17 protein-coding genes are annotated in these 23,781 nt (G+C 41.9%); 15 read left to right on the top strand and 2 right to left on the bottom strand.

Going from position 1 to position 23,781, the window contains the following annotated elements; translation table 11 throughout:
* Nucleotides 1–5 precede the first annotated feature (5 nt).
* From ACPD8L_RS06235 to ACPD8L_RS06220, 4 genes are all read left to right on the top strand, one after another.
* Complete coding sequence (locus ACPD8L_RS06235; RefSeq protein ID WP_423942555.1) at nt 6–1,571, top strand: SusD/RagB family nutrient-binding outer membrane lipoprotein; 1,566 nt, start codon at nt 6–8, stop codon at nt 1,569–1,571.
* A gap of 44 nt (nt 1,572–1,615) precedes the next feature.
* Nucleotides 1,616–2,845 (top strand): BACON domain-containing protein, encoded by a 1,230-nt coding sequence (locus tag ACPD8L_RS06230; RefSeq protein WP_423942553.1) that lies wholly within the window; start codon nt 1,616–1,618, stop codon nt 2,843–2,845.
* Between the two features lie 9 nt (nt 2,846–2,854).
* Nucleotides 2,855–4,846, top strand: a complete 1,992-nt coding sequence (locus ACPD8L_RS06225; RefSeq protein WP_423942552.1) for a calcineurin-like phosphoesterase C-terminal domain-containing protein — start codon at nt 2,855–2,857, stop codon at nt 4,844–4,846.
* Between the two features lie 141 nt (nt 4,847–4,987).
* Nucleotides 4,988–5,704, top strand: coding sequence for a glycerophosphodiester phosphodiesterase (locus ACPD8L_RS06220; protein WP_423942550.1), 717 nt, complete (start codon nt 4,988–4,990; stop codon nt 5,702–5,704).
* Nucleotides 5,705–5,745: 41 nt separating this feature from the next.
* Here ACPD8L_RS06220 and ACPD8L_RS06215 read toward each other — a convergent pair whose 3' ends face one another.
* Together ACPD8L_RS06215 and ACPD8L_RS06210 are read right to left on the bottom strand one after the other, a co-directional pair.
* Nucleotides 5,746–6,426: a GDSL-type esterase/lipase family protein gene (locus ACPD8L_RS06215; protein WP_423942549.1), complete on the bottom strand. Its 681-nt coding sequence runs from the start codon at nt 6,424–6,426 to the stop codon at nt 5,746–5,748.
* Between the two features lie 113 nt (nt 6,427–6,539).
* Nucleotides 6,540–7,301: a DeoR/GlpR family DNA-binding transcription regulator gene (locus ACPD8L_RS06210; RefSeq protein ID WP_423942547.1), complete on the bottom strand. Its 762-nt coding sequence runs from the start codon at nt 7,299–7,301 to the stop codon at nt 6,540–6,542.
* Between the two features lie 309 nt (nt 7,302–7,610).
* Here ACPD8L_RS06210 and pafA point away from each other — a divergent pair, with 309 nt between their 5' ends.
* The 11 genes from pafA (at nt 7,611) to ACPD8L_RS06155 (ending at nt 23,540) form a co-directional block, all read left to right on the top strand.
* Nucleotides 7,611–9,263: an alkaline phosphatase PafA gene (pafA, locus tag ACPD8L_RS06205; RefSeq protein WP_423942546.1), complete on the top strand. Its 1,653-nt coding sequence runs from the start codon at nt 7,611–7,613 to the stop codon at nt 9,261–9,263.
* A gap of 1,579 nt (nt 9,264–10,842) precedes the next feature.
* A complete protein-coding gene (locus tag ACPD8L_RS06200) occupies nt 10,843–11,664 on the top strand; it encodes a hypothetical protein (RefSeq protein WP_423942544.1) in 822 nt (273 codons plus the stop codon).
* Between the two features lie 8 nt (nt 11,665–11,672).
* Nucleotides 11,673–12,512, top strand: a complete 840-nt coding sequence (locus ACPD8L_RS06195) for a hypothetical protein (protein ID WP_423942542.1) — start codon at nt 11,673–11,675, stop codon at nt 12,510–12,512.
* A gap of 1 nt (nt 12,513) precedes the next feature.
* Nucleotides 12,514–13,575: a hypothetical protein gene (locus tag ACPD8L_RS06190; RefSeq protein WP_423942540.1), complete on the top strand. Its 1,062-nt coding sequence runs from the start codon at nt 12,514–12,516 to the stop codon at nt 13,573–13,575.
* 86 nt (nt 13,576–13,661) lie between these two features.
* On the top strand, nt 13,662–14,477 hold the full coding sequence (locus ACPD8L_RS06185; RefSeq protein WP_423942538.1) for a hypothetical protein: 816 nt from the start codon (nt 13,662–13,664) through the stop codon (nt 14,475–14,477).
* 278 nt (nt 14,478–14,755) lie between these two features.
* Complete coding sequence (locus ACPD8L_RS06180) at nt 14,756–15,316, top strand: hypothetical protein (RefSeq protein ID WP_421809745.1); 561 nt, start codon at nt 14,756–14,758, stop codon at nt 15,314–15,316.
* A 4-nt stretch (nt 15,317–15,320) separates the two neighbouring features.
* Nucleotides 15,321–15,809, top strand: coding sequence for a T9SS type A sorting domain-containing protein (locus ACPD8L_RS06175; RefSeq protein WP_147300847.1), 489 nt, complete (start codon nt 15,321–15,323; stop codon nt 15,807–15,809).
* Nucleotides 15,810–15,815: 6 nt separating this feature from the next.
* Entirely contained in the window at nt 15,816–22,331 is a 6,516-nt protein-coding gene (locus ACPD8L_RS06170; protein WP_421809743.1) for an RHS repeat-associated core domain-containing protein, read from the top strand.
* A complete protein-coding gene (locus tag ACPD8L_RS06165) occupies nt 22,328–22,765 on the top strand; it encodes a hypothetical protein (protein WP_421809742.1) in 438 nt (145 codons plus the stop codon). The genes ACPD8L_RS06170 and ACPD8L_RS06165 overlap by 4 nt, the downstream gene beginning before the upstream one ends.
* A gap of 59 nt (nt 22,766–22,824) precedes the next feature.
* Nucleotides 22,825–23,112, top strand: coding sequence for a hypothetical protein (locus ACPD8L_RS06160; protein ID WP_421809741.1), 288 nt, complete (start codon nt 22,825–22,827; stop codon nt 23,110–23,112).
* Nucleotides 23,113–23,114: 2 nt separating this feature from the next.
* On the top strand, nt 23,115–23,540 hold the full coding sequence (locus ACPD8L_RS06155) for a DUF4279 domain-containing protein (protein ID WP_421809740.1): 426 nt from the start codon (nt 23,115–23,117) through the stop codon (nt 23,538–23,540).
* Nucleotides 23,541–23,781 lie beyond the last annotated feature (241 nt).

Below are 23,781 nucleotides of genomic sequence, written 5' to 3'. Positions count from 1 at the left end.
AAAGCATGAAAACGTTGAAAAAAATAGCACTTATTATAGGAATCATGGTACTTACTTGGGCATGTACCGACAATTTTGAAGAAACCAATACAGACCCCAACAGAACCATAGTAGGGGATATACAGGCGAGCGGCATGTTTGAACCGCTTTTGTACAACGGAGCCAATGCTTGGCAGAACTATACTTGGTTTTGGAACAACGAACTTATCCAATTCACTGCCTTCACCGGAGGGACTACCCGTCAGGAGCATCGTTATTTTATCAGTGATGCCAATTGGCAGAGTGTTTGGAACTTTTATGCCAGATATGCCAATAATGCTTTGCATATGCATAATTTGAGCATTGAGCAGGAAGACCCCTCGTTGGAAGCCATTTCCATTACATTAAAAGTCCTTTACCTATCAAACTTGACAGATATGTTTGGGGACATTCCTTACTCCGAGGCCTTTTTGGCCCTCTCGGAAGAAGGGGTAGTGAAACCTAGATTTGATTCGCAGGAAGAGGTGTACCGACAAATGTTTGCTGATCTAGAGGAAGCCAATAACATCTATGCCACAAATCCCATATTCATTAAACCTTCTTTGGATGGTATGTATGGTGGTTCCATGGATCAGTGGCGTAAATTCAATAACTCCCTCTACCTGCGCTTGCTTAACCGTGTTAGTGGGCGAAGCTCTATGAACTCTGGAGGCAAAATGACAGAGATGTTGAACAATCCATCAAAATACCCCGTATTCACGTCCAATGAGGATAATGCGACCGTGGTATTTTCGGGAAATGATCCTTATCGTAGTCAATTTGATAATACCAATGAAGGAAGTTTTACCAGTTCAGGGAGAAAACTTACGGAGCAGCTCATCAAGATGACCGTCCTGACCAATGAAAGCGATGAACAAATCTATGAAGACCCTCGATTGGCCATATACGGAAAGAAAAACCCGAATACGGACCCAAATTTGCCATTTGTATGGAAAGGCACTGTGGCAGGATGTACTGAATCTGAGCAAAGTGATGTGGATAGGGGGACCTCCTGGCTCAACGCGGCGGTTTTCTGCCGAGCCGATGCCCCTGGGTTTTTCATGGATTTTGCCGAAGTACAGTTCATCTTTGCGGAAGCTGCCTTAAAGGGGTTGATTCCGGGAGGGGAATCCGCTGCGCGTCAATATTATGAGTCGGCAGTTGCGGCTTCCATTGAAAAATGGGCTCCCTTAGGACAATACAGTGAAACACCTGTGGTCATTTCCAGTGAGGACATCTCTGCTTTCTTGGCTTCGGATCTAGCGGCATGGGATAGTTTGGACAATAAGGAAGAGCTTATCGGTAACCAAAAATTTCTTGCCCTCTTCTGGGTAGGTATGGAGGCATATCATGAGTACCGTCGTACCGGTTACCCTCAACTCACTATAGGTGACGGGGCCATATATAATGATTTTATACTTCCCACTCGATTCGCCTATCCAAATACGACCATGGCCACTAATGGGGAAAATGCCCAAGAGGCGCTTAGCCGCATGGGTGGAGAAAACAATATGAAGACCCCTGTATGGTGGAGCAAGGAAGCCATTGAATAAACAAAGAAGCCAAACCCAAACATTTTGATAAAAATCTCAAGAATATGTATAGTAAAGGAATTTTAACAATAAAATCGTATCCAAAGTTCTTTTGGGCGTTGATCATATCTTGCTTTGTTGCTGTATCCTGTAATGATGACAATGGAGATGAAAATATGGGCGACCCCTATTTTATGATCGAAGAGGACCCTACTTCCTTGTCGGCTAGCGTGGAAGGTATTAGTCAAAAATATGTCGTGCGTTCCAATAGGGATTGGAAAGTGGTGGCCCAGTCGAGCGTCGATTGGGTAAAAGCCTTTCCTGATGAAGGTGATGAAGATGGTATTTTTAGTTTTGATGTGGATCCCAATGATTCTTTTGAAAGCCGGACCGTGAACTTTGCATTTGTGGTCGGTGGAGAAGAACAACCGGTTCTTTTTAGAATCGACCAGGAGGCCAACGTTCCATACATTACCATTGTTGATGGAGAAGATGGTATTTCTGTGCCATCTGCAGGAGGGGATGTGAACATTTCACTGGAAACCAATGTGGAATGGACCTATGTATTGGGAGATGAAAGTTGGATAACCGGGGTAGAACAAACCGATAACTCTTTGGTCTTGAACGCAGAAAAAAATACTGGTTTGGAACGAAGTACCACTTTGACCATCCAATCAACCACCAATGGGCTTACCGAAGAGGTAGAGATAACCCAGTCAGCCGGTAATGTTATCTTGGAAGAGGACTTCAGTTGGCTTACCTACGGTAGTACCATTTTCTATACAACTTCCGGCGAAACGAGAATGGACAACTGGACTGATGAGGAAATGTCCCGTGGTTGGACAAGCACCGAAAATACCTTTACCAGCAACCAAATGGTGGTCTATGCCCGAACCGGTTTTGTAAAATTGGGTAAGACCAACTATGGTGGTGACCTTATTTCCCCACCCCTTGCGGAACTCGATGGGCCGACCAATGTACAGGTGACGTTCAAAGCCGTTCCTTATAAGACGGCGGGTGGAACTCAGGATGATAATAATCTCGTGGTAGGGGTTGTAGGTCCAGGGACTACCAGCGTCCCTTCTTTTACAGTAAGCAATTATCCTGACTATGATGCCGATCCAGATTGTGTCCTGATTTGGGAAGACGAGAGTAGCACTTACACTTTTACCATTACAGGAGCTACCTCTGAGACCCAGGTTCGTTTTCTTGGTGGGGCTTTTGACCTGAATGGTGTAGGGGCAGGCAAAAACAGGATTTTCATCGACGATATTAAAGTAGAAATCATCAACTAGGCACGTCCAATGAAGCATACCCGTAGAAAATTTGTGAAGACCGGTATCGGAGGCCTCGCCTCGATGACTACCTTCAATATTCCTTTTTTTGGATTGATTTCCTGTAGTTCTGATGGTAATAATGACGTTCCGCCGAACAACGGTTTGGGCATCACCGGGGTCTCCGTACCTCCGGTGATTAATGCCTCGGCCGGAAGTGAGTTCGTCCTAAATGGAAAAGGATTCAAGAAAGGTGACCAAATCGAATGGATTTCCATCTCGGATAACTCCAAAAAGTTCTCTTCCTCAATAGGCTCTGTTACGGAAGCGTCCGCTACTTTGGTGTTGCCAACTGAAATTCCCTCGGGCGGTTACCGTCTGGTGCTGTCCCGAAATGGGGAGACCTTGGCAATGGGGTCGGTTCAATTGAACATAGTGGCTGATTCTGATGTGCCGGATATTGAAGGGATGACCATTAAGGGTGTCGTTTTCAGTAGTGGAGTTGGAGTGGCCGGGGTGGTGGTTTCCGATGGTCATGAAGTTACCACAACCAATGAAGATGGTATTTATTATCTGCCCTCTGGCAAGGAGTCTGGATTTGTGTATATATCTGTGCCTGGAAATTATGAGGTACCTACCAATGGTAACGCCCCGCAATTCTTCAAGCGGTTAAGTGCCAACGTGGAATCGGTGGAACAACATGATTTCTCATTGATAGAGGTAGATAATATGGAACATGTGGTGTTGACCATGGCAGACTGGCATTTGGCCAACCGAAACAACGATTTGGAACAGTTCCAGAATATGGTATTACCTGATGTAAATGCCATGATTGATTCATATACTGCGGCAGGTACCAAAGTGTATGTCCTCACTCTCGGGGACATGACCTGGGACCTTTATTGGTACAGTAATGGTTTTGGTCTTAACGACTATATCCCGTACATGAACCAGTTACACTCCCCGGTGTTCAATGTAATCGGTAACCACGATTATGATCCCTACTTCGCCAATGATCGTTTGGCGGAAGATCGTTACAGGAATATTTTGGGTCCAACGTACTATTCTTTCAATCTGGGCCAAATCCATTATGTGGTACTCGACGATGTGGAATACTTAAACACGGGCGGTTCACAAGGAACTGTTGGAAGTCGTAATTATAGGGAGCGTTTGGCCACCGAGCAATTGGAATGGCTGAAAAAAGATCTGGCCATGATTACTGATAAGAGCACGCCTATTGTCATTGCGACCCATACCCCAGTGTATAGTAATCCTTCGTTGGACGGAAGTGGGAATCAGGTCGATTCCTATAAATTGGACAATGCACCGGATCTTATGGCCTGCCTTCAGGAGTTTTCAACAGTGCACATTCTTACGGGCCATACCCATATCAATTATACGGTGGAGGAAGACCCTGGTATTATGGAACACAATACTGCGGCCATATGTGCCACTTGGTGGTGGACAGGTCGTGAGGGCTATGCCGGGAACCACATTTGTAAGGATGGTAGCCCAGGAGGATATGGAATTTGGGAAATCAATGGCGCCAGTATGCAGTGGCAGTATAAAAGTATTGGTTTTGAAACTGATTATCAGTTCCGGGCCTACGACTTGAACACGGTCCATATCACAGCGGCCGAGTTTGCTCCTAACGCTTCGGAAGGGGATATGGAACAATATGCCGGGCCATATGCCTTGCCCAACCTCAACAACGAGGTCTTGATCAATATTTGGGGCTACGATGAACAATGGCAGATTGAAGTAAGTGAGAATGGACAGCTCCTGGATATCTCTCGGGTCAAAATGATGGATCCCTTACATATTATTTCCTATGAGGCCAAGAGATTGAATGTTGGGGCCCAACCCACGGGCTCTTTTGCAACCAATGAAACGGCCCATCTGTTCAAGGTAACGGCATCGGCGCCAGATTCCACATTGGAAATTAAGGTGACTGACCGGTTTGGAAGAGTGTATACCGAGAGCATGCAGCGGCCCAAGGCTTTTTCAACAGCCATAACTTAATCTTAATTCAGTATCATTTATAAAATCATTGACATTTCTATAATCACTATGAATTTTTCAGTTATTTGTTCTCAATTGGCAAGACGGGGGGTATTTTTAATACTCCCCCTCCTGTTCTCAAACCTTTCCTGTTCAGAAAAGATGGACACCAGTGCCCGCGTCATTGCACATCGGGGGGCTTGGAAAACGCAGGAGCTTCCTGAAAACTCAATCGCGGCATTGAAACATGCCATTGAATTGGGTTGTTATGGTGCTGAGTTTGATGTCCATATGACCATGGACAGTATTCCGGTGGTAAACCATGACCCGGATTTTATGGGCATGGACATTGAGCGTACCAACTATGCTGACCTATTATCGGCTTCTCTTCCAAACGGAGAAAAAATACCTACTCTGGAAGCTTACCTTAAGGAAGGGCTCAGGCAAGACAGAACACGGTTAATACTTGAAATTAAAAAAGCTCCCTCTGGCAAGGAGCATACTTTGCTGTTGACCGAAAAAGCCGTGGCCCTTGTAAAGCAACTTGGCGGGGAAGATCTCGTAGAGTACATTACCTTCGATTTTGACGCTGGAGTACGGGTCAGTCAATTGGCACCTAGGTCAGAAGTGGCTTACCTTAATGGAGACATGACTCCTTCCGAGGTCAAGAAATCGGGATACACCAGTATCGATTACAATATCAAGGTTTATCGCAAGCATCCTGAATGGATTGAAGAGGCGCATAAGGAAAATATGACTGTCAATGTGTGGACTGTGAATACGGAGGAAGACATGGCAGATATGATTCAAAAAAAGATAGATTTCATCACAACCAATGAGCCAGAGAGACTCTTTGCCCTTTTGTCCTCCCAAAAATAGTTTATTATTCAAAATTGAACATGGGCAGAATTCTAATCACCTTATTCAAAATAAGGACGTAGGATTTCTGCCCAATACAAATACCCTTTTTCATTAAGATGCAGGCCCTCATCCGTATATTTGGTGTTCAAACTTCCTGAACTATCCAAGAACAAGGGGTAAAGGTCTATCAATGTCAATTCATACTTCTTAGCTAATCGCTTGATACCTGTATTCACTTTGACTATGTGTTCATCCTTGTTGTAATGTCTTTCATATTCCCCAAAACTACTGTTGACGGGGAGAATGGTCTGTACCACTAATCTGGTTTTAGGTGATTCCATTTGTATGCGGGTGATGATGGTTTCGTAATTCCGTATAATCTCTTCATCTGGGAAATTCCGTGAAATATCGTTAATGCCGATCAATAGGAAAATTTGCGATGGCTGTCCCTTGGTGACTTCATCTAGGCGTTCCAAGATACCGAAAGTGGTATCCCCCGAAACCCCTCGGTTCCTAGCTTGGGGAAGCCGTAGGAGTTCATTCCACTGGGCACGAGCCGTAATGCTGTTGCCTAAAAAAATAATGTCATTGGTCGAGTCTGGATAAATTTCAAATTGACGTACTTGGACATCATAGGTGCGGGGACGATAATCCCTGTTGATTTTATGGGTTTGGGCTACAATGCTTGCGGAGCCCAATAAGGTCGTGTAAAGAATTACTCGGGAAATGGAAAACTTCATTTTAATCAAATTACAGAAAGTAATCGAAATATAAGGAAATTTATCGAAACCTAAACAAAGAGATTTTTTGTGAATTTAGAAATCTGGATAGAGGTCTTTGCAATTAAGAAAGTTTAAACGATGGTCACCTTGATACCATATTCTTCCAGGGCATTTTGGGTAAACTTGGAGATTCCTTGATCGGTGATGATTTCATCAATGTGTTCAAAGCCGCAGATACGGCCAAAGCCTCGTTTACTGAATTTGGTGGAGTCGGCCAGAACAATGGTTTTCTGGGAAACCTTGATCATTTCCCTGTTTAGGTGTGCCTCCATTACATTGGCGGTGGTCAGTCCAAAATCAAGGTCAATGCCATCCACGCCCAGGTAAAATTTACTGCATGAAAAATCAGGTAAAATAGACTCGGCATAAAGTCCTGTAACGGATGAAGATCGTTTTCGGAGTACTCCTCCCAATTGTATCACCTCTATTTCCAAATGGTTGTTCAGTTCCAATGCTACATTCAGTGCTGATGTGATGACTGTTAAATTTTCTTGTGGTACTATTTTTTTGGCAAGGGCCAATACAGTTGTTCCCGAAGCAATCAAGATGGAGTCGTTGGGAGTGATCAATTTTGCGGCAGCAGCTCCGATTTTGGTTTTTTCATCGTAATGAATTTTCTCCTTCTCGTTGACATGTTTGTCAATGGTATATGGGTTGATCAATGTTGCTCCACCATGCACTCGATAGACAAGACCTTTTTCCTCCAAAAATTTAAGGTCCTTTCTTGCAGTTACCGGTGAAATATCCATCGCCTCACAGATATATTGAACCTTTATCTGTCCCTCTTGTTGAATTTTTTCAAGGATATGTTTATGTCTTTCTACAGTGTTCATTTGCTGGATGGTTAGTTTGCGCCTGCGCAATGACTGAATGGCTTAAAGGTATAAATTCTGGAATAAATGCGATGTCTTCCTATTCTGCCTTACAATCATTTTGTGTTTTCTTCTACAAAAGCGTTTTGTGTTCAGTTATTTGAAAAAAGCTTTTGGATTTCCTTAATCGGTATCATTGTGTGTAAAAATAATAAAAAGAAACAAAAAGATATTGTTTGAAAGTAATGGAGATGGTATATTAGCATATATAATAAACTCGAAATTCCTCGATTTATCCCAAATCAATTTTATTTTATAAAATCCAAGCAAATGAAAATTTTTCTCAGATTGATAAATTGGTCTAATGTATTTGTCCTATCTATATGCTTTCTGGGCATGGCATCCGCCCAACAACAATCCAGACCAAAATTGGTCGTGGGCATAGTCGTTGATCAAATGAGGGCTGAGTACCTATACCGTTTTCAAGAGAATTTTACCGAGGATGGTTTTAAACGCTTGATGGGTGAAGGTTTCAATGTAAAGAACATGCACTATAACTACATTCCTACCACTACTGGGGCCGGGCACTCTTCCATTTATACTGGGACTACGCCCGCCCGACACGGTATCGTAAACAACGATTGGTACAGCCGTGTAGAGGGTAAAACCGTTTATTGTGCCCAGGATATGGGGGTTTCACTTGTAGACGACCCAGTTACCATGGACTCCAATAACAAAGAAAACTATTCTAGATCTCCTAAGAATCTAATGGCCAATACCATTACTGATGAACTTAAACTTGTCTCTAATGGCAGGTCCAAGGTGGTGGGGGTTTCGCTAAAGGATCGGTCCGCCATTTTCCCTTCTGGACATATGGCCGATCATGCCTTTTGGTATCATTCAGGGAACGGTAACTTCATCAGTAGTTCATATTATGGGAAGAAATTGCCGGATTGGCTTGTTGCATTTAACCAAAGAAAGTTGTCCGACTCCCTATTGAACGAAACATGGGCTCCCTTTTTGCCTATGGAACGCTACCGGAACAGTAATCCCGATGACTCCCCTTTTGAAAAAATCTATAGGGGAAATGAAAAAAGTGTTTTTCCTTATAATTTAAAAAAACTGAGAAAGCAAAATGGCGATTTTGCCATGCTTACAGAAGTACCCTTTGGAAATGCCATAGTGACGGAAATGGCCATGGCCACTATTGAAGGAGAAGAATTGGGGAAAGGAGATGATATAGATTTTCTTGCATTGAGTTACTCAAGTACTGACTATGTGGGCCATTATTTTGGGATTCGTTCCAAAGAACTGGAGGATACTTATGTGCGGTTGGATAGGGAACTTGCCAGATTACTTACTCACTTAGATAGGACCTTGGGCAAGGGGAACTATTTGATTTTCCTTACCGCAGATCATGCCGCCAGTGACCATCCCGGATTCTTGGAACAGAAAGGACTTCCTGGCAGAAATTATGACCCTAATAAGATAGGCCAAGAACTCAATGAATTCCTTTCCAAGGAATCGGGCCTTGAAAACTGTGTTTCATTTATAGACAATACCCAGGTCTATTTATCTCCAGAAACAAGAGACAATAGGGAACTTCTTAAAAAAGCGGCACTGTACTTGGAAGGCAAAACCGGCATCAAAGAGGTTTTTGTACCTGCCCTACACGATTGGAACATAGGCAACAGTACTACAGGAGAGTTTATACGTAACAGCTATAATTCTAAAAATTCAGGGGATATTCTCCTTCATTCTTTTCCTGGTTGGATGGATCAAAGAGATTATGGGACCACCCACGGAACGGCTTACACGAAGGATACACACGTACCCATGCTTTGGTATGGCTGGAGAGTGGATAATGGAATAAGTGTTGCTCCGCATACCATTACGCAAATAGCACCAACGTTGGCATTGCTGCTGGATATTCCTTTGCCTGATGCATCGGATAGGAAACCTATTGAGGAATTGTTTAAATAATTAAGTCAAATCTTTAATTTTTCAAACTAATTTTCAAAAGATTTTTATTTCTTCTAAAATCAATATCAAACCTTCACATGTTTACGAGTTCAGTAATTTCAGTTTATAATAGAATGCTCATATGGATGTTTATGTCAACGTTACAACTCTTGATTACAATGAAAATGGAGATCAGAAATTAGGTTATATTTGATATTGCGATAAGCAAATCGGCCGCAAAAGTCTACAAATCGTCAACATTTTGAAATAAAAATGGGAAAACCCTTAGGAAATGGTGCTCTGAGACAAGTTTGATTCTTGACGGATTTTGTAATCAACAGCTTATTTTAAAACCTCAAATAGGTGTAACTCATAAAATTTTTAAAGGAATTTCATTAAATTTACATAGCAAACATCCATAAGTTTTGCCTCTGAATGTGCTGTTTTATAGACAGTTTAGATTTCGGTTAATCAGTATTGGAACACAGTATAAAGTGTTGATTATGAGTTGGTTGGAAACACTACTTTCTTCCAGTCATCCCGACTTACCTTATTTAAGTAAAATAAAAACACTGTTAATCTTATGATTTTCAGTGTTTTGTGTTTTTAGGCATATCGTTTGAGTTCATTTAAAACCATCTAAGATCATATCAAGCGTGTTCCCATCGGGAGCAAACACTTACAGTCTGTTCAGGAAAATGCCCATACCGTGGTGAGATAGCAAGGCTCAGAAACGAGATACGGAAAGTGGAACGGGACGAATCCATACGGAAAGACGGTCAAAAGAGGCTTTGATAGGGATAGTTTTTACCAAGCCGCAGAAAAGTACCTTTGAAAGGACAACAGTTTTCAACAGGAACTATGTGGAATCCTATGCTGCTAGAAAAGCACATGCCAAGATCATGGGACAGCCACCAAGGAAAAGGACATGGCCTTCAAATTGCTTAAAACGGTGGGGGTCAAAGCTCCCAGTATCCCACCAACAAAGTACAAATGGCGGCCAAGATCATCAAAGCCTTTGGAATAGGCATCAATAAAGCTAGGGGCACAGGCGAGGACATGGGGTACTGAAATCCAAAAAAGTAGGTTGCGTCCTGTCGTGCTTTTGCTTCACGCTTATCTTTCCGGACGCTACAAAAACCCGATAGGATCTATGCGCAAAAGTTGGGCGTAAGGATTTGGGGAAATATCATTCTAGTATCAGTCCCGAGGGAGTGTTATGGTTGTAAGGATTAAGAAATTGTAAGATTATCAATTCAATATCCAATAAATACGAAACCAATGTATTGATATTCAGAGCTGTACATGAAATTGTAAAACTATTAAAGAAAAAACCTACTTTTTTTAAGGTTTTCACGTAATAATTTTCAAGCATTTATTGGTATTTTTCTTACCACTAACCATTAAATACCAATTATTGAAAACCTCTATCCTTTCAGGGATCCATGGATTCATCCCTGTCCCTATTCTTTTCATAACAATTAAGCTCTCCCTTTCGGATTGCCCTGCAAATAATAAGGATTGGGGCTTTCCCATCTCTTTTTTATGTGGTTGGGCATACTTTCTTCACCACTTAAAATTTTATCAAAAGAACTTAAGGATGACTAGAAAAAAGAATTTCACATTTTTTGTTCTTGTTTTATCATTTTTCATTACAACCAATGCATTTTCCCAATGGCAAACCAATGGTTCGGATATATATTATAACGGAGGCAATGTTGGAATAGGAACGGCTGCTCCGAACACTAAACTGACATTGTACTTGCCCAATGGAACCAGTTCTTTTCCAACTTCAACCACATCGGGGGATATAATGCAGTTTTTCAGGAGCAATAACAATGGGATTGAAATTGGAAATGCTAGGAGTACAAATGCTAGAAAAGCTTGGATATTGGCTAGGCATTCCTCCGCTTATTATTATGGGGAATACTATTCGTCCCTCCACTTGCAACCAGATATAGGGACCAAGTCTTATTATCGTGGTGTGGCCATCGGATATAATGCTTCTACGGAAATTCCATATGGTACTCATTTGGCTGTTGATGGAAAAGTAGGGATTGGAACCCTAAACCCTGATGAAGAACTTACCGTAAAGGGTAAAATCCATGCAGAGGAGGTCAAGGTGGATCTTTCCGTTCCCGGTCCGGATTATGTTTTTAAGGAAGGATATGATCTCAAATCCTTGGAAGAAGTCCAAGACTACATTAAAAAAAATGGGCATTTACCCAACATTCCATCGGCCCAAGAAATGGAAGAGAACGGTATTGAATTGGGGCAGATGAACATTAATCTTTTGGAGAAAATCGAAGAGTTGACGCTTTATACAATCCAACAAGAGGAACAACTAAAAAGGATGAAAGTCCTAGAAGGGGAAGTTGACGAACTGAAGAAACAATTTAAAGAACTGCTGAAAAACAAATAGCATAAAGCATGAAAAACATAATAATACTGTTTGCAATAAGCTTCACTTGTCTACGGATGGAATCCCAAGATTTGACACTTAATGCTAATAACTCCTTACTAGGAAATGATGGGTCTGGAACTTTTACCCAACTTATCTTTTGGACTGGCAGCAATGTGTATTATGGTAGAAATGCTTTAGGTGCAGGGGTAGACAATCAGTATTTCAGGACCAACGGAATTGATAGAATGATGATAAGCTATGTTGGAAATATAGGCATCGGCACCACTTCACCAACTTCAAAGTTCTTTATCAAGCAAAATCATGAGAACAGTAATGGCGGATTGTCAATTTCTGACCTATCCGGGCGATTAATTCAAATCTATGGTGAAGGATCTGGCGGGAGGCAGGTGATTGGAACTTCATCAACCGCAAATCCTTTGGCTTTTGACATGAATGGGGAAGAAAAAATGCGACTGACTTCCGGGGGTAGTTTAGGAATAGGAACCACCAATCCCGGAAGCTATAAATTGGCCGTCAAAGGAAAAATAAGGGCAGAGGAGATAAAAGTGGAAACCGGTTGGGCCGATTATGTGTTTAAAGAGGGCTATGATCTACCTACTTTGGAAGAAGTGGAACAACACATCAAGGAAACAGGACATCTTATTAACATTCCATCAGCAAAAGAAGTGGAAGAGAACGGCATTGAACTGGGAGAGATGAACAAACTGCTCTTGGAGAAAATTGAAGAGTTGACCTTATATGTTATTGAGTTAAAAACGGAGGTTGATAAAACCAATATCCTGGAAGGTTTGGTAAAGGAACAGGGGCAAAGAATCAAAGAATTGGAACAGGAAACAAAAAAGTAGGATGAAAAAAATACTAATGTTATTTGTTGTGTCTTTTTCAATGTCGGTTCAAGGGCAAGTTTATGAGGATCCCAATGGCAGCGTGGGTATTGGAACCTCATCTCCGTCAAATAAATTGGAGGTAAATGGAACTATAGGTGTTCAAGATGCTTTGGTAATAAAAAAAGGAAGCACATATAGAATTGCGTTGAATGGAACCGATAACGCTTATATAAATGGAAGAAATTCTTTATCGGAGAACAAGTTTTCCATAAACTCCAATGGCCCAAGCTATTTAAATGGCGGTTTTGTCGGTATAGGTACTATAGGTCCCAGAACAAAACTTCATGTTTTGGGTCCATTGGAGACCCATGCAGGGGCCATAAACACCTTTGGAAACCTTTCGACAGAAAATCTGGTCACATCAAACACTTACAGGTCTTTTTCGGGCTCAACTTTTACCGATGGCAATTCGGGGTCAATTAGCAGATATATTTCCTACAGGTCTATTTACGGAGGTTATTTAAATTACAATAATGAAGGCCACGGATTTTATAGCCAAGGTCATTATCCTAGAATGTTCATGGAGGTGATTTCGGGTAACCATGGGACCATAAGCAACCTTCCGTCAGATTCACCAATCAAATCAGGATACATATACCAACAGATCAAAGGCCCAGTTGCCAGTGCTGCCACTTCCCCGGTAAAAGCGACCAATGGCAATTCCCAGTGGCTTTGGGGAGTTACTGGCTCTGGAAATATTGTGGTGGCAGGCAAAGTTGAATCCAGGGAAGTTAAGGTGACTGTGGATGCCGGGGCGGATTATGTCTTCAAGGAGGGATACGACCTGAAATCCCTTGAAGAGGTTCAAAACTACATAAAGGAGCATGGCCACCTGCCCAATATCCCCTCTGCCAAAGAAATGGAAGAGAATGGAATCCAGTTGGGGGAGATGAACATGAAACTTTTGGAGAAGGTCGAGGAGTTGACACTTTACCTTTTTCAGATTAAACAGGACCAGGATTCTCTGAAAAAGGAAAACAAAGAGCTAAAAGCTGAACTAATAAAACTATTGAAAAAATGATAAAATCTCTTTTTGTCCTCTTTTTGTGCATTTCTATATCCATTAATGCGCAAAATCAGTATTCAGAAAATGAAATTATTGGCAATATGGTTTTAGGAGTCTACTATCAAAAGGGGCCAGGGAGCAATAATTCAACTCTGAATTGGATATATCCTTTTGGAACAAAATTAACAGTTCTTGGGGCTGCAGAAAGAAATTTTGAACTGTTGGTCACCCAGTATCCTTACGGGAACCTTAAACTAAGACAGTGGGATCCAATAAATGACGTTTGGATAGGATGGAGGGATATTATGGTACAGGACAGTAATGGTAATTATGGGTTGGGTACATCGTCAGCCTCTGCTTTTTTTGAGGTACATAAGTCGATTAACAATTCATGGACTGCAAAAATTTATAATGGGGGAGGAGATGGACTGGGTTTATTGGTGCGAAGCGGGTATGGAGGTTCACAATCCTCCAATAACCCGACTATACTGAGGTTGGAAGATGGAAGTGGCAATATAAGAATGAAAGTCCAGAGCAATGGCAAAGTTGGAATTGGTACGGACACTCCTGACTCTAAATTGACTGTAAAAGGCAGAATACATGCAGAAGAGGTAAAAGTGGACCTTTCTGTTCCAGGCCCCGATTATGTGTTCAAGGAGGGGTATGATCTCAAATCCCTGGAAGAAGTCCAAAGCTACATTAAAGAGAATGGCCACCTGCCCAACATTCCCTCTGCCAAAGAAATGGAAGAGAATGGCATCCAATTGGGAGAGATGAACATGAAGTTGTTGGAGAAGATCGAGGAGTTGATACTCTACATGATTGAGTTGAAGAAGGACAACGAAGAGCAGCAAAACCAAATAGATGCTTTAGAACGAAATCAGGAATTACAAAACGGAAAAAAATATAAGAAATAATGAAAAAACACGTAACAACTCTTCTTTTGGTAGCATTACCATTATATGTCTTCTCACAAATCACAGATACTGGAGATAAAATTGGGATTGGATTAAATAATCCCACCGAGGGCAAATTACACATATTACAATCAGGGCCTAGTGCATATGATGGATTGGCAATAGAGCATCCCACAAATACTAACACAATCCGTTTTTGGGTAGATGATAATAAAATAAGACATATTGGAGCTGGGATCCACAGTAGTATCACGATTAATGGCGCTAAGAATATAGGTTTGGGGATAGATAACTCGCCAACAAGACTTGGTATATATAGTGAGCAAACAAAATTTATCTCTTTTTATCGATTTGGACTTCAAAAATCGGCACATATTGGTTACGGAACAGACAATAATGGAGGATTATATTTAGGAACGGAGGACAATCAGTATACTATTTGGGTACAACAAAATGGGAGTGTTGGAATTGGAACTTATAACCCTAACCCAGATTTCAGGCTTTCTGTCAATGGTAAAATAAGGGCCAAGGAAATCAAAGTGGAGACCGGTTGGGCCGATTATGTATTTAAGGAAGGTTATGACCTGCCCACTTTGGAGGAGGTGGAACAACATATCAAGGAAAAAGGGCATCTGATCAATATTCCCTCGGCAAAAGAGGTGGAAGAGAATGGCATCCATTTGGGAGAAATGAACATGAGGCTTTTGGAGAAGATTGAGGAGTTGACGCTCTACACGCTACAGCAGCAAAAAGAAATCAACAAATACCAAAAAGATATGGTGCTTCTGAACAAGAAACTGGAAGCCATGGAACAATCAATAAATAACCTTAAAGAATAAGATTTTGAAACAAAAATTACTATTGCTTTGCCTATTCTGGTCCATGATGGGAGGTGTCCTAATGGCCCAGAACCAATACAAGATACAGTTCAGTTACGATAGTGCGGGCAACCAGACCCTAAGGGATCGGGTATGCATCAACTGTGGGACTTCAAAAGAAACCGTGGATTCTACCAAGGTAGAGGAAATTGCGCTACAGGACGATGTTTTGGAAGGTATATCGGGACAAGAAGATGAAAATGGGAACTCCAATATCACGGCCTACCCCAATCCGGTCACGGAATTGCTCACTGTGGAATGGGTAGATGACCAAAAACAGGTGGCCCAGATCATATTGTTCTCCGGGATAGGGCAACAATTGGCCCGGAAGACCATAAAAAGTAGACAAGGAAGCTTGAACCTGGATTTTGCACGGTATCCCCAAGGCCGTTATATCGTTTCCGTTTTCTACACGGACCAGACCCGCCAAACCTTTCACGTAATCAAAAAATAACCCGCCATGAAGAGAATATTGTTTTTTGCCCTTTGCCTTATATTGAGCAAGGCCGCGTTCTCACAAGATACCTTTACCTATAAAACTTTGAAAGCTTCCAATGTAACCGAGAACACCGTTCAGTTGGAAGGTACCCCGCAACAGACCCAAAGTTTCACCTCGAAATCGATAAACTTGTCAAGTGCCGCAATGGCCGGCGGTACGGTAAACGGTAGTACGGTGGGCAACCTATCGGTATCCCCAACGGGAGGTGTCACCTATTCTGTTCCCATTGATGTTCCTCCCGGACTCAATGGGGTACAACCTGATATTTCGTTACACTACGATAGCCAGTCCGGCAACGGGTTGGCGGGTTGGGGCTGGAACGTTTCCGGTGTCTCAGTGATCACAAGGATTCCCTCCACCAAGTTCCATGATGACATAATCGATCCTGTGGACTTTGATCTGGATGACAGGTTTTCTTTTGATGGTCAGCGTTTGATTTTAAAAACCGGGACCTATGGTGGGGACGGAGCGGAATACCAAACGGAGAGCTATTCCAATGTAAAGATTACATCTCACGGGACGCATCCCACATCAGGAGTGTCCGGACCGAGTTATTTCAAGGTCTACTACCCTGATGGATCTATTGCTTATTATGGCAACTCCAGCAACTCTGTAACCCGAATGGACTATGCCATCACTTACTGGGAAAACCCACAGGGAATTCGTATAAATTATTTATACCACACCACGCCCGGATTTAGGATTGATAAAATTACATATGGCACCAGAGGAACTGTAACCTCAATTAATGAAATCGATTTTGTTTATGTAACTAGGGAGAGGGATGAGAAATCTTATTCCAATGGAGCTGGCTTTACAAGAAATAAAATTCTAAAGGAAATAAAAGTATACGGAAAAGGGGGAACTCCCTATCGCAATTACGTTATCCAACATGATAATACCTCTTTGGATTATGAACGAGTAACTAGTATTCAAGAGAAGACAGGAGACAATAGTCTTTCCCGAAGTGCCATCAGCTTTACCTATGGAAATACAACTTCCTCAATAACCAATGTTGATCGTGCGGGTCTTACGGTCCAAAATATTGAGCAGCGAAATGCTAAGGTGGTTTCCCTTGATATTTCTGGTGATGGTAAGATGGATTTTCTTGTCTATCCTACCACGGGGACCGATGCCAAGAAAAAGTTCTGGCTCTTTGACGATATTCAGGACGCCGGGAATCTGAATTTTGGGGATGAGGTCAATACAGGGGCGTTTGTGGACATCTTTCCGGTCAGTTGGCTGAGCCATACCAATAAGCTACTATCCGGGCAAGGGTTGGCCATAATCCAGAACAATGGAGGCAACGAGGTAAAGTTCAAGGTGTACTCAGGTGGCACCGTCTTGCCTGTTTATTACCAATATGAAAAGCTATGGAATGCACCCACATACAAACCCCAAGATTACTACTTATATGGTAACTCCAGCATAAATAGGGTCCCGCTTAAGTACCTCTCTGGAGATTTTGACGGGGACGGGCTCTCCGATGTGATGGCCTTGGAGCGTACCTATTCGGCATCGGATTGTATAGAATACCCTGCCAGTTCAGATCCCAATTGTGAGCATAAGGTGACCCGCAACGGGATCGATTATTGCTGTTATGCCTGTGGAACTTCTACCTATAATACCACAAAGGCCCATTTTATACGCCTGGATAGAAGAGTGACCAGTGGATTTGCCACGGTGGCGGGTTATTTTGGCCGGGAATTGAAGACCACGGACCAATTATACACCATGGATGTCAATGGGGATGGAAAAACAGATATCCTGCAATTTCGTGAAGGTAAAGTGTACGTATATTCATTGGACAAGAACAATTCATTGCAATTGCTTTGGGAAACTACCAATGCGAATATAAAAATGGAGTTTCCCATTTTGCCAGGAGATTATAATGGGGATGGGAAAACAGATTTTATGATGCCCAAAGCAAAAAACTCACAAACTTTTTCTTTGTTTATGTCTTACGGCAATAGTTTTGTGAGAAGGGATTTGTATAACCCCTTTGATTATAAGGAAACTGATTATAATGGCCAAGGGACTTTATATGGTTATAACCTGGTGCCTGTTGACATCAATGGAGATGGAAAAACTGACATTATTGACTATCGCACTACTACATATAATAACAACAGCAATGGAACTCAAACGGTTTCCATCTATCAGAATAGCAAACCTATTAATGCCTATGACGACCCTGAGTTCTCTTCGGCTGGATCCACTACTAAAACTGGGAACCTCAAACATTTTCCAATACCTATATTTTTATCATCCAATGCTCCAAACCACAACCTCGATTTTGCCTCCATTAGCGACAACCATGTAACTTCGTTTGTTTTTACCAAGGACCATAGAGAGGATGTTACCTTGGAACAGGTGACCAACAATGGGGTGACCACTACGATTAAATACGATCAGGTGAACCCCTATTTTGAAGGGGATGGCGATCCTAATTATTACTCTGCCTATACCCCGAGCTATACGCAGACATATCCTTTTGTCAATGTGAACGTGGCTCCTTCCTTCAAAGTGGTCCGGGAACTGGAACAGGCCGGGGCGGGCCTGACCAGAAAACAACAGTTTTATTATGAAGGCGCCGTCTCCCATACCAGTGGACTTGGTTTTGTGGGGTTTGAGGTTTTAAAACGGAGCAACTGGTACGGGGACGATGTAGGGGCACTATGGAGCATATCCAAACATGATCCCATGTTGCGCGGAGCAGTTACGGAGCAGATAGTGGCCAATACGTTCAGTTCCAATCCGGCAAGCTATATGAGCAAAGTGAATTATTTTTATGATTATAAGCTTATTGCCAACCCGGGTTCGCCCTCTGCTCCCCAAATTACCGAAAACATTACCCGGAACTCTTTACTTCCTGGGGCCCAGACCGATGAGGCCGAGGTGTCCATTACTCTACAACCTGGTTTCCATGCCATCGGCAGCAATGGGGACTATTGGGGTTATATTTTTCCACCCGAGGAACAGCCGGGGGATACAGGGTATGCCGGTGCCGTGGATATCATTTTGGAACGTAAGGAGACAGATAATGGGCTCACAGGAGTATTTACCACAGAGACCTATACCTATGATCAATATAACAACCCCTTAGTGACCACTACCACCTTCACAGGTGGGAGTAGGACGATGACCAACCAGTACTATAATAATGCCAGTGCTACCAATAACACCTACCATGTTGGCCGCCTCAAAAACGTAAAAGAAAGTGTGACTTTGAATGGAAATACTTTCAGCACTGAGGAACAGTATACCTATAACAATAACTTGGTCACAAAAATCAAGAAAAAAGGAAATGGTACAGGTTGGTTGACAGAGGATTTCGGACACGATGCAAACGGTAACATAATTACAAGAACATTGACTGATGGAGGGTCAATCACAAGAAGTGAAAGTTTCGAATATAGCAACACCTATGATGAACGGTTTTTGACCAAGTCCATTGATGTGGAAGGCTTGGAAACCACTTTCGTTTATGAAGCACATACCGGCAATTTACAGTCTACCATAGATCCTCTTGGGTTGACCACTAGCTATGTCTACGACAACTGGGGGCGAATAACAAAGGAAACTGACTATTTGTCCAATGATATAGACCATACCTATACAACCTTAAGTGGGGGAGGTTTGCAACATTCCACAGACTACCCGGATGGGGGTAAGGAAAAAAACATATATAATGCCTTTGGCTGGGTTACCCAAACGGGTACATTAAGCTTGAACAACCAGTGGGCCTATACCGATTATGAATATTATTTGGACGGGAAGATCAAAAGGGAAAGTGAACCCCATAATAGTTCCCCAAGCCAGTGGAACATCTACAATTATGATGTATATGGCAGACCTACCACCCAAACCCTGTATACTGGCAGAACCATTTCGTATAGCTATTCTAGTCCGGGACTGTCCTACACTGTTGATGATGGAGTAAAAGTCGTGACAACGACCTTGGACGCATTGGGTAATACGGTAAAAGTGGTAGATCCAGGGGGAACCATTGATTATACCTATTTTGCCAACGGTACCATGAAGACCGCCGATTATGGGGGCAATGTGGTCACCGTGGGTATCGATGGCTGGGGAAGAAAGGTCAGTTTGAACGACCCTTCAGCGGGCAGTTATAGCTATACTTACAATAATGTTGGGGAATTATTGACGGAAACCACTCCCAAAGGAACTACTACCTATGATTATGATGAACCCACAGGAAGATTATTGACCAAGGAAATCAAGGGAGACAATACAGATCTGTTTTTGACCTATAAATATGAAGACCCGGACGGCAAGCGATTGACCAAGATTGAAGGTGATGATTTTACGGGTAGTGGGAGGACCTACCTTTATGAATATATCTATGAAACAGGTGCCTACAAACGTCTTAAAACTGTTAAGGAAAACACGGGACTGGCCAATTTTGAATACCAAATGACCTATGACGCCTATGGCCGTGTAGAAAAAGAGACCCAGATTTCGAATTTGGTCGGTGGGGCTTCAAAGACAGTTGTAACTAAAAATGTGTACGACACTTCTGGATTGCTTAAGGAAATCTGGAACGATTCCGGTATTCCTGAAAAATTATGGGAGCTCAACAATATCAATGCTCGGGGACAAGCCCTGACCATTACTTTGGGCAATGGTATGGTACAGAACAAGACCTATGATGCCTATGGATACTTGACTAAGATAGAGGACAAGGAAACCGGTACCAGCCCCATGGTGGCCCTGCATACGGAATATGATTTCAATGCGCAGCGGGGTACGCTCAACAGTAGGGAAAACTTTGGCTTTAATTGGCAGGAAACCTTCGGGTATGACAATCTGGACCGTTTGACCACCATAACCGGGAGTGTGGGCCATACCATGAGCTACAAGGGCAATGGTAACATAGATGTCAACAATGCTCTAGGGACTTATGAATATGGGGATACCGGCAAAAAATATCGGTTGACTGAAATTGACCCCAATACGGCTGGAGAGACCTACTTTCAGCAGCACCCTACCCAACAGATCAGTTACAATGCCTTTAAAAAGCCGGTGGATATCCATCAGCAAGGGCATGGCAGGGTAAGTTTTGAATATGGACCCTTGATGAATAGAAGCACGGCCTATTATGGTGGGGAGCAGTCGGACAGGACGCAAAGAAGGTATAAAAAACATTACTCTGCCATTATCCCGGCAGAGATTGTGGAGGATACCCAAGCTGGGACCACCAAAATTATTACCTATGTGGGAGGGGATGGTTATACCGCACCCATTGCCCACATCAAGACCACGGGTACAGGGGCCATTGATGAATACCATTACCTGCACCGGGACTATTTGGGTAGTATTCTGGCCATTACAGATACCAATGGTAATGTTAAGGAAGAACGGCAGTTTGGGGCCTGGGGAAAAGTAGATCAATTTTTGGACAGTTCCAGCGGCACGACCTTTACCCATGCCTCCTTATTGGGCAGGGGCTATACGGGCCATGAACACTTTTTTGAGGTTGGCCTGATCCATATGAACGGCCGTATGTACGACCCCCAATTGGGGAGGTTCCTCAGTCCGGACAACTATATCCAAGATCCGTTCAATACACAAAACTATAACCGGTATGGTTATGTTCTCAACAACCCATTGATGTATACGGATCCCAGTGGGGAGATCTTTGAGCCTATTACTTGGATTACAATTGGTATAATAGCACTTGCAAGTTTAGGTATAAATACAGCCATCAATAGTGGTTGGTTTGATGGCGGGGCCGCTTACGGTCCAATAAGTTACGCCAACCCTGCACCTGTACCGTCTAACAATGTCAATAACTCCAGAATGACCTCAAGTGCTTCTCCCCCTAGGGAAAAACCAAGATCAAAGTGGAACTTTGATCTGCCCAATGTGTGGGGAGGCATCAAAAGTTTTGCTAAAGATGTTGGCTCGCGTTTATTGGTCTCTACCCAAGGTGCCTTAAATGCGTGGGGATCCAACCAAGTTCTGGGAGCGGGAAGGCTTAAAGCCAACCATTATGAAGGAACGGAATTTGATCTTACCTTTAGAACCGGCCAATTGGCCGGGGATATTGCCTCCATTTTTACCGGTGCAGGGGAAATTATATTTGGAGATTTTTTGGCAGGTGTAGGTGTGGTTGGCACTCCGTTTACTGGGGGAGCTTCCTTGTCGGTTGCTCCTGTAGGTGTGGGTATTGCGGTGCATGGCTCGACCTCGGTTGGGATGGGCCTATATAATGGTGTTGGAGGCGTTTCTGATTTTATTGATTATTTTGGGAAGAGAAAGGACAAAGGATTAAATCAACGCCCAAAAATGGGAGATAATAGGTCTAAGAATGAAGAAGTTGTTAGTTTGGTGAAAAAATATAGGCTGAATAGGGAAGAGCAAAGAAAATTACATGACTATATTACTGGGCAAAACTATACCCGGAAAGAAATAGAAGAAATTATTAAAACTAAGGAGTATTTAATAAAATGATACATTCACTTATAAATATAAAAAATGCGGAAGTTACCAAAGTAATTGCTGGGGGAGGCAATGGTTCAATATTATTGATTGATTTTGAAACAAGAATTGAGAAATATGTCATATATATTTATTGCACTTGGAGATTAACCCTGAAAATAAATGCACTTAGCAGTTCCGTTGATAATTTGGAAAATCCGAGTTCTCTGTCTGTTGTTGAGCTTAAAAAACTTGTCGGCGACACTATTATTGAGATTTCTGCGAACGAATTGGGAGACTTTTCTATTTTTCTGAAAAGCGGAAAAAGACTTGATGTTTTTTGCGATATTACTTCAACTGATGATTCCGAAGAGAATAGGGAGAACTGGACTTTGTGTAACATTAATAAAAATGAGTGTTACAGTTATACACACCGTTTTGACTTCTATAAAGAGTCATATTCATAGTACAGTCCTTTTAGGGTTTTGCATTTTAACTTCAAAGCTATGGCTCGACCTCGGTTGGAATGGGACTGAATAATAGTGCTGGTGGCGTTTCTGATTTTATTGATTGTTTTGGAAAGAAAAATAATAGTAATCGCAACAATGGTGATGGAAACAACTTTAAAAAGCTACGTTCAAATAATGAAGCAAATGAATATGCTAAATCAAGAGGATATAGAGATGCCCATGATTTAAAAGAAAGTCATGTAGGTAGGGGAAATGAATCTAAATTTGATATTGAAGTTGATTTTATCACAAAAGAAGGTAGACTTATTTCAAAAGATGGTAAAGTAATTGTTCCAATTTATTAAGTATGAAAGAGGCAAAAGTGATTTCGAGATTCACTCTTTTTTCAGTAAAAGATAAGTGTATACATGATTATGGTAAGATTGTAGGATTATTGCCTAATCCAAATTCAACCCATATTAAAGGAGAAAATAGATATTTATCAGATGGAAGATTACATCCGAATTCATATAAGGAAACATCATTTGATTTTGAATTTACTGATAATGTTTTTGAATTGGAAAAAGTCCATGACTCATGGATAAAGTTCTGGGAGCCATATATTGGAATATTAAGAGAGATTAAAGCTGAATATGATTTTCAATATCATCTGAATTATGAAGTCATTATATACAATTTAGACTACCCCTCAATTTACCTTTCGGTTAAATTTAGTAAGGTTTTGAGCGATTTGGGAATCGAATTTAGCATGTTTTTTTATAATGAGGGTTGATTGCAGATACCCCGATCTTTAGGACAGGTTATGTAAATAAATATAGACTGGTAAATTATGAAATTTGAATATTGGTGATATCACTATTATTTTTTCAAGGTAATTCATCCTATTTAAACTGATTTCAGTATTTTTAGTATCAAATGGATATGTTCTTATTCTCATTTTCATATTAAATGTGCAATAAGGTGTGCAGGTTCTGGAATTGCAGTGCTTGTTTCTGGTTTACAGCAACATACAA

It is taken from the genome of Flagellimonas algicida (genome assembly GCF_049629585.1).
Classification (GTDB): domain Bacteria; phylum Bacteroidota; class Bacteroidia; order Flavobacteriales; family Flavobacteriaceae; genus Flagellimonas.
This window is presented reverse-complemented; position numbering and strand designations above follow the sequence as displayed.